9 protein-coding genes are annotated in these 12,084 nt (G+C 61.2%); 6 read left to right on the forward strand and 3 right to left on the reverse strand.

The genetic code is table 11. The features are described 5' to 3' along the window. Positions 1 to 130 precede the first annotated feature (130 nt). From ABK249_RS15995 to ABK249_RS16010, 4 genes are all read left to right on the forward strand, one after another. Positions 131 to 1,150, forward strand: coding sequence for a TRAP transporter substrate-binding protein (locus tag ABK249_RS15995; protein WP_037147657.1), 1,020 nt, complete (start codon positions 131 to 133; stop codon positions 1,148 to 1,150). 72 nt (positions 1,151 to 1,222) lie between these two features. Continuing rightward, on the forward strand, positions 1,223 to 1,723 hold the full coding sequence (locus tag ABK249_RS16000) for a TRAP transporter small permease (RefSeq protein ID WP_348863306.1): 501 nt from the start codon (positions 1,223 to 1,225) through the stop codon (positions 1,721 to 1,723). Then, positions 1,720 to 3,015, forward strand: a complete 1,296-nt coding sequence (locus ABK249_RS16005) for a TRAP transporter large permease (protein WP_348863308.1) — start codon at positions 1,720 to 1,722, stop codon at positions 3,013 to 3,015. Before ABK249_RS16000 ends, ABK249_RS16005 begins: the two co-directional genes overlap by 4 nt. 8 nt (positions 3,016 to 3,023) lie before the next feature. Next, complete coding sequence (locus ABK249_RS16010) at positions 3,024 to 3,482, forward strand: DUF3237 domain-containing protein (protein ID WP_348863309.1); 459 nt, start codon at positions 3,024 to 3,026, stop codon at positions 3,480 to 3,482. 86 nt (positions 3,483 to 3,568) lie between these two features. Here the strand turns inward: ABK249_RS16010 and mdlC are convergent, their stop codons facing one another. Beyond that, the gene (gene mdlC, locus ABK249_RS16015) at positions 3,569 to 6,652 is read right to left on the reverse strand and encodes a benzoylformate decarboxylase (RefSeq protein ID WP_348863310.1); all 3,084 of its coding nucleotides are present in this window, start codon (positions 6,650 to 6,652) and stop codon (positions 3,569 to 3,571) included. 120 nt (positions 6,653 to 6,772) lie between these two features. Here mdlC and ABK249_RS16020 point away from each other — a divergent pair, with 120 nt between their 5' ends. Further along, positions 6,773 to 7,693, forward strand: coding sequence for a LysR family transcriptional regulator (locus tag ABK249_RS16020; protein WP_037147648.1), 921 nt, complete (start codon positions 6,773 to 6,775; stop codon positions 7,691 to 7,693). Positions 7,694 to 7,722: 29 nt separating this feature from the next. On the opposite strand, the gene ABK249_RS16025 is transcribed toward ABK249_RS16020, so the two are convergent. Both ABK249_RS16025 and ABK249_RS16030 read right to left on the reverse strand, forming a co-directional pair. Continuing rightward, positions 7,723 to 9,165, reverse strand: a complete 1,443-nt coding sequence (locus tag ABK249_RS16025; RefSeq protein WP_348863386.1) for a M81 family metallopeptidase — start codon at positions 9,163 to 9,165, stop codon at positions 7,723 to 7,725. A 23-nt stretch (positions 9,166 to 9,188) separates the two neighbouring features. After that, positions 9,189 to 10,322, reverse strand: a complete 1,134-nt coding sequence (locus ABK249_RS16030) for an ROK family transcriptional regulator (RefSeq protein ID WP_348863388.1) — start codon at positions 10,320 to 10,322, stop codon at positions 9,189 to 9,191. 144 nt (positions 10,323 to 10,466) lie between these two features. Here ABK249_RS16030 and ABK249_RS16035 point away from each other — a divergent pair, with 144 nt between their 5' ends. Continuing rightward, on the forward strand, positions 10,467 to 12,002 hold the full coding sequence (locus tag ABK249_RS16035) for an ABC transporter substrate-binding protein (RefSeq protein ID WP_348863311.1): 1,536 nt from the start codon (positions 10,467 to 10,469) through the stop codon (positions 12,000 to 12,002). Positions 12,003 to 12,084: the final 82 nt, after the last annotated feature.

The following is a 12,084-nucleotide window of genomic DNA, read 5'->3' on the forward strand; positions in this document are numbered from 1 at the left end:
CCTGCCGCGATTTTTGCATTGGCTGACCGACGATGTTGCGGGTTCTGCCTGCAATGCAGGTCTAGCAAAGACGTTCGGCCGGACGGGGAGGGAGCTTCGCCGGCCTTTCATTCAACGGGAGGAGAAAAGCATGAAACTGAAGGCATTGTTCGCTTCGGCCTGCCTTATGGTAGTGGGCGCATCGGCTCAGGCGGCCGAGGTGGAGTTGACCTTGTCGCACTGGGTTCCCGCGACCCATATGCTGCAGGCGGGTGGCATGGAGCCCTGGGCGAAATCGATCAACGAGGCGTCCGGCGGGCGCATCAACATCACAATTTATCCGGCCTCGCAGCTGGGCGCGGCGCCTGATCACTACGACATGGCGCGCGATGGTATCGTCGATATCGGTTTCATCAATCCAGGTTATCAGCCGGGCCGTTTCCCGATACTCGCAGCAGGCGAGATTCCGTTCCTGATTTCCGATGCCAAGAGTGGTTCGCGGGCGCTCGATGAGTGGTACCGCCAGTATTCGGCCAAGGAGATGAGCGACGTCTATGTCTGCATGGTGCATGTCCATGATCCGGGCACGCTGCACGGCACCAAGGGACCGATCCAGGTCCCGGCTGATCTCAAGGGCAAGAACATCCGGCCGGCGCATGCGACCATGGCGCGGCTGGTGAGTTCGCTTGGTGCGGCCTCAGTGCAGGTGCCGGCCGGCGAGATGCGCGAGCTGATCTCAAAGGGGGCGGCCGACATGACCGCATCTCCCTGGAATTCGATCTACACATTCGGCCTTCAGGACGTAACGAAGCATCATCTCGACATGCCCTTTTACGTTACGACCTTCGCCTTCGTCATGAACAAGGCCAAGATCGATGGTCTGGAGCCGCAGGATCGCAAGGTGATCGACGATCATTGCACATCCGAATGGGCGGAGAAAATGGCGAGCAAGTGGGCGGATGCCGAAGCCGCGGGCCGCCAGAAGATGATCGATGCCGGCGGGCATACCTTCTACAAACCAACACCCGATGAGGTGAACCTGTGGAAACAGGCGACGGCATCCCTGGAGGGTGAATGGGCGGCGGCTGCCACCAAGGCCGGTATCGATGCCAAATCAGCCTGGGCAAGTCTGGCAGAGACGCTGAAGAAATATGACGCCAACGTAAAATGATCGGCAGCCTGATCGATGGGCAGGCGCCTAGCCTTCGCCTGCCTTCCTATCATCCCTAGATCGAGTTACGCCATGCACCGATATCTCGAACGCTTCAGCGACGCTGTCGATGTGATCGCGGGCCTGTTGTTGGGCCTCTGCACGCTTCTGATCGTCGTCTCGACGGTCGGCCGTTACGTCTTCTCCTGGGCGATCCCGGATTCCTTCGACCTCTCCCGCTACCTGATCGGCGCCTGCATGATGTGGGGTTTCGCATCGCTCGGTTATCGCGGCGGCCATATCGCGGTGGATCTGCTCTACGAGCCCTTGGGGCCTTGGGGCCGACGCGTTCTCGATTTCATCGCCTGGGCACTGCTGCTCGCCTTCACGGCAATGCTCGCGTACATGATGTTCTTTCGCCTGACAGGCGCATATCGCAGCAACGAAGCGACATTCGACTTGCGCATTCCCGTCTGGCCTCTCGTCGGCCTGATCTGGTTCGGTTGTGCCTCGGCCGTCGTTACTACAGCTGTGGCACCCTTCGTGCGTGGCAAGCACGAAGAAACCAATCCGCTTGAAGGCCATGGCGTATGAACACCGCTGATCTCGTTGCCATCGGCGGTTTCGTCGCCATGTTTGTGCTCATGGGCCTGCGCGTGCCGCTCGGTGTCGCCATGGGCCTTGTCGGGGTTTTTGGTTTTGCCGCTATGCGCGGCATTACGCCGGCCCTTAACCTTTTGACCACGTCGCCGATTCGCGTCATCACCGATTTCAACCTGACTCTGGTGCCGTTCTTCATCCTCATGGGCGTGTTTGCGACCAATTCCGGGATGTCGCGGGAATTATTCCGAACCGGCAATGCCTGGCTCGGGCAATTTCGCGGCGGGCTGGCGCTGTCCACGATTGCTGCCTGCGCCGGGTTTGCGGCGATCTGCGGCAGTTCGATTGCGACAGCGGCGACCATGAGCCGCATCGCATTGCCCGAGATGCGCAAGGCCGGTTACGCCGACGCGACTTCGACCGGCGTCATTGCTGCAGGCGGCACGCTGGGGATCCTGATCCCACCCTCCGTCATGATGGTGGTCTACGCTTTCCTGACCGAAACCGATGTCGGGCAGCTCCTGATGGCGGGCGTAGTTCCTGGTATTCTTGCAACGCTCATGTATATGGCGACCGTGCTGATTGCCCACGGCAAGCACCTGCCGGCCGGCAAGACATTCGATTTCAAGGAAGCGATTACCTCGCTTCGCGATGTCTGGGCGGTGTTGCTTCTGTTCATTGCCGTGATAGGGGTCATTTATCTCGGAATTGCGACGGCGACCGAAGCTGCTGCAGTCGGTGCGCTGCTCACCATGGTCATCGGCATTCTGCGCGGCCGGCTGAACACGAAGCTCATCATGTCGAGCCTTGTGGAATCGCTCCGAACCTCGGTTTCGCTGTTCAGCGTACTGATCGGCGCGATCCTGTTCGGCTATTTCCTGGCGATCACCCAATCGCCGCAGAAGCTGACGGCGTTCCTGGTTGGTCTGGACTTCGGTCCCTACGGCACGCTCGCCCTCATTCTCGTTATCTTCCTGGTGGCCGGCGCGTTGATGGATGAGATGGCAATGATCATCCTTCTGGTGCCGATCGTGTTTCCGGTCATCATCCACCTCGGCTTCGATCCGATCTGGTTCGGTGTCATCATTGTCGTTGCCTGCGAGCTCGGCATGATCATGCCACCGGTGGGCATCAACGTCTTCGTCATCAATTCCATCGCCAAAGACGTCAAGATAACGACGATCTACGGGGGCGTGATGCCCTTTATCCTGACAGATATCATCCGGCTGATCCTGCTCGTCGCATTCCCGATGATTGCGCTCTGGCTGCCGATGACGATGAGATAGGAGGGGTCATGAGGGCTCCCGCACTTCAACCATTTTGCGAAATCCGCGCCGAACTCGGTCCGCCGATCGAAAAGGGAGGTGGCCCGGGCGGCTGCTGGCGGATCATCCCGATCATCGGCGGCACCGTGGAGGGGGAGCGCTTCTCGGGGCGCATCCTCAATCTCGGCGCGGATTGGCAGAGCATCTATGATGCCGGCTATGCAGAGCTCGATACGCGTTACGTTATCGAGACCCATGACGGCGCGATGATCGACATCCGCAACTTCGGCTTCCGGCATGGTCCGCCGGAGGTTCTCGCAAGGCTTGCTGCGGGGGAGGCGGTCGATCCGGCGCTCTACTACATGCGCACCAATCCGCGTTTCCAGACGGGCGATCCACGTTACCGGTGGCTCAACCATACCATGTTTATCGGCACAGGTGAACGCATGGCGAATTCCGTTCGGGTATCAGTTTTCGAAGTGCTCTGATCTACGATCCACCAGAGTGCGGAGAGAAAAAGGCCGCCGGGTTTTCACCCGGCGGCCTTTTATCGTGGCGATCAGACGGATGACGTTCAGGCCATGTGGATCGTCTTGACCTCGAAATAGTTTTCAAGCCCTTCAGGACCGCCTTCGCGGCCGATGCCGGACTGCTTGAAGCCGCCGAATGGATGGTGGATGTCGACAATCATGCCGTTGACCGTCACGCTACCAGTGCGCATGCGGCGCGCAAATGCGTAACCCCGTTCCGGATCGGAGGTGAAGACCGCGCCGGAAAGGCCGTACATGGTATCGTTGGCGATCTTCGCCGCTTCGTCCTCATCCTTGTAGCTGATGATCGACACGACCGGCCCGAAGATTTCCTCCTGGGCGATCTTCATATCCATCGTCACGTCGGTAAAGACCGTCGGCTCGATGAAGTAGCCCTTGCCAAGGCCTGCCGGACGGCCGCCGCCGCAGGCGATCTTGGCACCACCTTCCCGACCTGCGGCGATATAGCCTTCGACGCGTGCAAGCTGCCGGGCCATCGTGAGCGGTCCCATTTGCGTCGTCGGATCGGCCGGATCGCCGACCTTGATGTTCTTCACCGCGCCGACGAACATGTCAGTGAATTCCTGCTTGCGAGATTCCGGCACCAGGATGCGGGTGAGCGAGAAGCAGACCTGGCCGGTGATCGGCATGGAATAGACCATCAGGCTCGGCAAGGCCTTCCCGAAATCGGCGTCATCGAGAAGCACTGCCGCAGACTTGCCGCCGAGTTCCAGGCTGTAGCGGGCGAGGCGTTCGGAGCAGGCCGAGGCGATCGCCCGGCCGGCGATCGTCGAGCCGGTGAAGGAGACCTTGTCGATGCCCTTGTGGCGGACGAGATAATCCCCGCCTTCGCGGCCGGCCGGCACGAGGTTGAAGACGCCTTTCGGCAATCCCGCCTGTTCGATGCATTCGGCAAGGATATAGGCTTCCAGCGGCGTTTCCGGCGAGGGCTTGGCAACCACCGTGCAGCCCGCGGCAAGAGCGGCGGAGACCTTGTAGTTCAGCAGAACCATCGGTGCGTTCCATGGCGTAATCGCCGCGCAGACGCCGACCGGCTCGCGGACGACGCGGACTTCGCCGCCGTCGGCCCGCTTTCGATGGCTGACGAAATCGTCCTTTTCGATCAGGTCCGCATAGTAGGTGAAGAGACCTGGATTCTGGCCGACGAGCTTCTTCGTCAGGAAGATGGGCGCCCCGACTTGGGTCGTCCATGCGTTGGCAATGTCATCAAGGCGAGCTGTCAGCAGTTCGGCCACCTTGCGCAAGTAGCCTGCGCGCTCCTTGAAGCTCATGCGTGGCCAGGGTCCGTTGTCGAAAGCGTCGCGGGCGGCGGTGACGGCCTTGTCGATATCGGCATTGCTCGCTTCCGGATAACTGAGCAGCAGTTCCTCGGTCACCGGCGAGATGACGTCGAGCTTTCCGGTTCCGGACGGGGTCACCCATTCGCCGTTGATGAAGAATTTCTCGGGCGTCTTCAGTATCGTCTCGTTTCTGACAGCGACATTCATTTCAGTCTCCTCCTCTGATAGAATGACTTCCAAAAGACGCGGTCCTTTCATGCTGAGAAGGTACCGCAGGCACGATGCCAGTTCTTCTACCTTTTCGCAGCGCACCGCCTTGCAGCCCTGCGCTTCCGCGATCTTCACAAAATCCATGTGGCCGATGTCGACGCCGTCGATGCGGCCTGAACCGCTCCTTTCGGCGATCGCCTTCAGCACCTTGTAACCGCCGTTGTTCAGGATGACGATCAACAGGTTCGCATCGTATTCCACGGCAGACCAGATCGATTGGATGGAATAGAGGCTCGACCCATCGCCTATGACGGCGATCACCGGCTGTTCCGGCTTCGTCAAGGCGGCGCCGACAGAGCCGGGCAGGGCGTAACCGAGGCCACCGCTCGCCGTGGCAAAGAAGCCGCCCGGCCGTTCGATCGGAAAGAAATCGTGCAGCGCGTCGCGGCCGCCCGGCGCTTCTTCGAAGACGATGCTGTCCGGCGAGCGGACGTCGGCGAGCGTCTGATAGAAGAATTCCTGCCCGATGCCCTTCGGTGCTTTGAGCCGCGGAATGATGCGGGCGGGACCATCGGTACGCTGCGGCCGGCAGCGCAGGCGATAAACGAGGCCTTCGGTTGCTGCGCGCAGATTGGAGATCATCGCATTGCCGGCGATCGCGCTTGCAGCCTGCGCCGGGTCATCGGTGATGAGCCGGAGTTCCGCGCCTTCCGGGATATCGGGACCGGATCCGGCGAAGTGATAGGTGAAGGCGGGCGCGCCGAGGACCAGTACGAGGTCCGTATCGACGAGGCATTGCGACAGCTTCGGCTGAAAAGCCGGCAAGAAACCCGCGAAGAGCGGATGCCGCTCCGGAAAGCTGCAGCGCGAGGAAAGCGGGCTCACCCAGACCCTTGCCTGCAGGATTTCCGCCAGCCGTACAGTCGAATCCCAGGCATTGTCGATGTCGACCCCGGGGCCGACGACGAGCACGGGTTCCGTCGCATCATTGAGTTCGCGGGCAAGCGCATCCAGCGCTGCGGCAGGGGCGCTGATCATCGTCTCGACATCACGGATGGCGATCGGTTTTGCCTCTGCCTGCCAATCGCTCAAGGGAACGGAGACCATGACGGGGCCGCGCGGTGCCTGCATCGCCATGTAATAGGCCCGCGCAATCGCCGCCGGCACGTCCTCGGCCCGGCCCGGCTCGCAGGCCCATTTCATGTAAGGTTTCGGGAACTCCGTCGGGCTCTCGGCAAAGAGGAACGGATCGTGCGGCAGGAGCTCACGGCTTTGCTGGCCTGTCGTGATGATCAGCGGCGCACGGTTGCGGTAGGCCGTATAGATGTTTCCGAGCGCATGGCCGAGACCGGCGGCGGAATGCAGGTTGACGAAGGCGGGCTTGCGGCTCACCTGCGCGTAGGCATCCGCCATGGCGACGACGATCGATTCCTGCAGGCCGAGCACATAGGAGAAGTCTTCCGGGATGTTCATGAACATCGGCAGTTCGGTCGAGCCGGGATTGCCGAAAATCCGGTCAATGCCTTTTTGCCTGAGAAAATCAAAGACCGCTTCGCTGACCGTCTGGCCGCGCAATTTCGTGCTGCCGGATAGAAAATCCCGCGTCATCCTGTTCATGCAGAGCCTCCTCCCGGCCCGCGAGCCCATAGCCCGCGCGTGCACTATATCCTTATCAGTGTCGCAGATAGCGCCCTGTCTTGGAATTGAAGAATATCCAAGAATCCATTACACCAAGGCATGACTTTGGATGTGCGTTCTGCCCAGATCATGCTGGAATGTGCCCGACGCGGGAGCCTGGGCGCGGCCGCGACTGCATTGAACATGACGCAGCCGGCCATCACCCGCATGCTGAAACGTCTTGAGGACGGTTATGGTGTACCGCTGTTCGAGCGGACGACCCGCGGCGTGGTGCCTACCGTATTCGGAGATGCGCTGCTGCCTTATGCCAAGCTGGTCGTGTCGGAGATTGGCAATGCCTCCGATGTCATACAGCAGATGCAGGGAGCCAGCCGCGGCGTCGTGCGGATCGGCGGCGTGGCGAGCGTCGTCAGCGGGTTCATCATCACCGTCATCCGCGAGATGCGCAAACAGCATCCCGAAGTGCAATATCAGATCATCGAGGATCTCGAAGACCGGGTGCTGGAGGCGCTGAAGGGGGGGACGGTCGACATCGCGATTTCACCCGAACCCTACCTCGACGACGATATCGTCATCGCCACGCCGGACATCCTGCACGATACGGTGTCTGTCTTCGCGCGTTGCGACCACCCCATCGTCAGGCGGGACCATGTGACGCTTGCAGAGGCGGCGGATTTCGACTGGGCCTTGCCCCCGCCGGGTACTCCGACGGTGCGGGAATGGCAGCGCCGATTCCACGACAACGCGCTGGAACCGAATGCCCCATCGATCATCTCGCGCTCCGTGCCGGTGCTGAAGGCGGCGGTTTTATCGGAGTCGCTGTTCTGCTGGATGCCGTTGCCGCTGGTGCGCGAGGAGGTTGAACGGGGCGAGATGGCGCGCGTCAACGTGCCCGAGCTCGACTGGCAGCGGACATTCCGAGTCTACCGCCGCAAGAAGGGTCTGATGACGCCGCCGACTGCCAATCTTCTGCAGGCCATCCGCCGCATCAGCGAGACGTGGAGAGGGCAGGTGGCCTGAGCGGCCGCTCGGATAACCGCGGCGGCGGGTCAGCGATCTTTCGATCGTGCCGAAAGGAAGACCTGCGGCTCGTAGGAAAAATCCTTGTCGAAAGGATAGATCGGCCGCTTTCTGCGGGCGCACTCCAGCCGTTCGACGAACTGGTCGACAACACCGGGCGACAGAGCCATGAGGTTCGGGTTGGCGATAGGCGCCAGTTCCGGCGAGAGATAACCCGATTTCACGACGATGATCTTCGCTTTGTGCGGATCGAGGCCGAGCCGGGTGAAATCCAGGATATTGTGATAGGGCCGGCGCTTGGCCGAGAGCACGAGTTCGACGTCATCGATGACGACAACGGCCTGGCGGTCGGCGAGGTCTGCCGTCTCGTGGAGGAACTTGACCTTTACCTTGGCTTCGATCGGTTTGCTGTTGATCGCATCGAGCGAAGCCCCGATCGAGAGTTCCAGTTCGGTACCAACACCCGCTGCATAGCAGGCATCGGTTGCAGGCTTGTCGGCGATGCCGGCGAAGACGACGCCGGTGGCACCTCTGGCGATCAGTCGGGCCAGCACCTCGGCGCGGTCGCCAACGCCGCCGCCGGTCGGGTTGTCGCCGGACTCGGCGAGCACGACCGGGGCTGTCTTCGAGGCGATTGCCTTGTCGACGCATTCCTCGATCGAACCTGTCTCGCAGCCGAACACGAACCGCTCTCGCGCATCCCAATAGGCTTTGGCGACGCGTTTCGCCTCTCGCTCCAGCACGGCGCGATCGGTGCCGGTCATGATCCCCGCGGCGGTGGCGCGCGGTTCGTCGGCCCAGACATAACCCACCATCAGCGAGGCATCCCAGACGCCTTCAATGGCGTCGATTTCCGGCATCAAGGCGTAGAGGCTCTTTGCCGGCTCGTCGACCGTCGATGTACGCTCTCCGGGCAGTACGACCGGAATGGGTGCCCAGAGAAGCGTCGGCTTCACTCCGGTCGTCAGGCTTTTGACCAGCATCGTCACCGCGCGGCGCATGGTCTCCTCGACATCGATATGCGGCGCGGTGCGATAGGTGGAATACATGTCGAGCGCATCGATGATCCGCTGGGTGACGTTGCCGTGCAGGTCGTAGCTCGCCGAGACCGTGCAGTCCGGGCCGACCAGATCGCGGGCGGCGGTGATCCAGTCACCCTCGGCATCTTCCATGCCCTCGACATACATGGCGCCGTGCATGGCGAGGTAGAGGCCGTCAAGCGGCAAGAGCGGCTTCAGGCGCTCCAGGAATTCCGACTTGAACTTTTCGTAGGTTCCGCGGGCGACCGGGCCGCCGGCGATCGCACGGGCATGGATAGTCGGCAGGAATTCGGCGTCATAATCCTTGAGGAAGGCGAAATAGGGCGCCGCCGTCAGTTCTCCGCCGCGCACGACGCGAAAATCCTTCTCCTCGTTCAGAACCGGATTGTAGGTGCTGCATTCGATATGAATGCCGCCGACAGCGATGCGCAAGGGCCTGGGCATGGAGGGAAACCTCAGTTGGAGTTGGGGCCGATCAGGAAATTATGGGCTGCGATGCTCGCAGCACCCTGTGCCCAGACGTCGCCATCGACGCGCTTGATGCGGATGGGCGTCTGGCCGGCGTAGCGGGGCAGCACGTTGGTTTCGACCGCCTGGTTGACCACCGTGCCAAACAGGCCGTCGAACGAGCCTTCGACATGGGTGATCAGGATGAGGCCGGGATCGTTTATCTGGATGAGGTTGGCGATTGCAAGCCCCAGTGCCGAGCCGGCACGATGCAGGATGCGGATCGCTGCCGCGTTGCCGGTCGATGCCTCATTCTCGATATCGGAGAGCGATGTGCATTCGAGCCCCTCGGCGCGCGACATTTCCTTGATCGCCTTCATGGACGCGACGGTATCGAGGCAACCGCGCTTGCCGCAGCGGCAGGGCACGCCGCCGGGCTCGATGGTGCAGTGAGCGATTTCGCCGGCGCCGCCGTGATTGCCACGATAGAGCCTGCCGTCGATAAAGTGGGCGCAGCCGATGCCGTCGCCCAATGAGACGACGCTGAAATTCTGTATCTCTCGGGCGCTGCCGAACAGTTTTTCGCTGACGGCAACGGCCTTCGCGTCATTCTCGATGAAGGTCTCGACGCCGGATCGCTCGCGGATGATCCTGGCCAGCGGCACGTCTTGCCAGTTGAGCAGCGTGGACTGCACGCAATTCGCCTGAGTCTCGTCGACGAAGCCGGAAAGCGCCACGCCGATGCCGGAGAGTTTTTCTACGGCCTCCGGATGGGATTCGAGAAGTCTTGGCAGGCCTTCGGTGATCGCTTCGGCGATGACCTTCGGATCGCGCGACAGAGGTATCGCCTGCCTTGCAATGATCCTGCCGTTCAGATCGCTCAGGATCATCGGCGCGGGATCTTCGAGCAACGATATGCCGACGAAGAAGGCGCATTCCGGATGCAGATCGAGCAGGATCGACGGCCGGCCCTGGCCGTAGACCGTCTCCGTCTCATGGAGCACTCCGAGATCGATGAGGTCGCGGGCGATGCCGCTCATTGCCGCTTTGCTCAAGCCCAGCATGCTTGCCATCTCGGTGCGACTGAGCGGACCGGCTTCACTGATGACGCGCAGCAACTGGCGCTGGGATGAGGTGAGCATGGCGTTCAAGGGGCTGTAGGCTCTCGGTGATAGTGGCTTGACACTAAGTTCAGAAAATGAACAAATCAACGCCAATAAATTATAAAAATGATCTAAGGCGGTAAAATCCGCCCCATAAATCAACAAAACCAAGGGTGAACAATCATGACCATGTTTCTGAAAAGCCGTCGTTTTGCACTTGCTTCCGCAGTGGCGGCGGGCCTCGTTTTTCCGATTGCGGCTAGCGCCGGCACGCTCAACGTGATGCAGACCGAAGCTCCGCGCTCCATGGATCCGGGCGATCAGACCGCGACCTATACAGCCGCTCTGCTTGATCCGATGTATGAAGGCCTCGTCAAGCGCGATCCCGATCTGTCGTTGAAGCCGGCGCTTGCTACAGAATGGTCGGCCGATGCCTCAGGACTCGTCTGGACGTTCAAGTTGCGCACTGACGTCAAGTTCCATGACGGCACGCCCTTCGATGCCGATGCTGTGGTCAAGAACTTCGCCCGTCATCTCGACACCAAGCGCGGTCTCGCCGCCAGCGGCCGCCTGCGCACGTTCCTCGAAGCAGTCACCGCAGTCGATCCGATGACGGTTCAGTTCAAGCTGAAGACCCAGTATCCGGCGTTTCTGGCGCTGTTGACCACCGGCCCTTGCCTGATCGTGAGCCCGACTGCTGACGCTGCCGGTACGATCGGCGCCAAGGCGGTCGGCACCGGCCCTTACAAGCTGCAGGAATACAAGTCCGGCGAATATGTTCTGCAGGTCAAGAACACCGAATGGTGGGGCGGCGCCCCGAAAGGCGAGGACGAGATCAAGTGGACCTGGACGCCCGAACCGTCCGTCATGAACATGGCGCTGCAGACAGGCGATGCCGACGTCATCAACCCGTTCCCTTCCGCCTTCGCCCAGCAGGTCAAGGCCAACCCGGAGATGCAGCTCAGCACAACGGATGGCTCGGCCGTTTTCTGGGTTTCGCTCAACACCAGGATGAAGCCGCTCGACGATGTGCGTGTCCGTCAGGCGCTGAATTACGCGACAGACCGCGAAGGCATCGTCAAGGCTTTCATGCAGGGATATGCGACGCCGGCCAATTCGCCATTGGCGCCGGTGACGCCAGGGTATGACAAGTCGCTCGCGCCTTATACCTATGATGTCGAGAAGGCGAAGCAGCTCCTGAAGGAAGCCGGTTATCCGGACGGCTTCGCGATGACCACCATCGTGCAGGAGCAGGAGGCCCGCATCGGCGAACTCCTGCAGGCCATGTGGGCCAAGGCAGGCGTCAAGCTCGAAGTGCGCAAGATGGAAGGTGGCGTCTGGTCGAAGGCGGCTTTCCTCGACCCGGCAGGCAAGGAGAAGGACAATATAGGCTCCTCGATCGCGTCCTGGTCGTCCGGCGTCAACGGCGCCGACCTGCAGTTCCGTCCACTTTATTACTCGAAGAGCGCCTCGCCGGCCGGCGCCAACCTTGGCTTCTTCTCCGATCCAAAGCTCGACGAACTGATCGACAAAGCTGCCTCGACGCTCGACGAGAAGGCCCGCAACGCGATCTATGTCGATGCCCAGAAGGTCGTGAACGAGCAGGCGCCCCATGTGCTGCTCTATACGAAACAGGACCTTTTTGCGACGCGCGCCGGCGTCAAGGGCGCGTGGGTGATCCCGGGCGGCCTGATCGTCGTCAAGGACGCCAGGAAGTAATACGAGGAGTATGCGGTGGGTGGGTCTGTCCCGTCCGCCATCTGCTCCGGTCAATTGGAAGGTGTCGGCCCTACTGTTCGTC

This window comes from Neorhizobium phenanthreniclasticum, assembly GCF_040066075.1.
Taxonomy (GTDB): domain Bacteria; phylum Pseudomonadota; class Alphaproteobacteria; order Rhizobiales; family Rhizobiaceae; genus Neorhizobium; species Neorhizobium petrolearium.

What these genes read in the sequence shown, in the direction of transcription:
- ABK249_RS15995 (WP_037147657.1), top strand. Translation starts at nt 131, where the DNA reads ATGAAACTGAAGGCATTGTTCGCTTCGGCCTGCCTTATGGTAGTGGGC.
- ABK249_RS16000 (WP_348863306.1), top strand. Translation starts at nt 1,223, where the DNA reads ATGCACCGATATCTCGAACGCTTCAGCGACGCTGTCGATGTGATCGCG.
- ABK249_RS16005 (WP_348863308.1), top strand. Translation starts at nt 1,720, where the DNA reads ATGAACACCGCTGATCTCGTTGCCATCGGCGGTTTCGTCGCCATGTTT.
- ABK249_RS16010 (WP_348863309.1), top strand. Translation starts at nt 3,024, where the DNA reads ATGAGGGCTCCCGCACTTCAACCATTTTGCGAAATCCGCGCCGAACTC.
- mdlC (WP_348863310.1), bottom strand. Translation starts at nt 6,652, where the DNA reads ATGAACAGGATGACGCGGGATTTTCTATCCGGCAGCACGAAATTGCGC.
- ABK249_RS16020 (WP_037147648.1), top strand. Translation starts at nt 6,773, where the DNA reads ATGACTTTGGATGTGCGTTCTGCCCAGATCATGCTGGAATGTGCCCGA.
- ABK249_RS16030 (WP_348863388.1), bottom strand. Translation starts at nt 10,322, where the DNA reads ATGCTCACCTCATCCCAGCGCCAGTTGCTGCGCGTCATCAGTGAAGCC.
- ABK249_RS16035 (WP_348863311.1), top strand. Translation starts at nt 10,467, where the DNA reads ATGACCATGTTTCTGAAAAGCCGTCGTTTTGCACTTGCTTCCGCAGTG.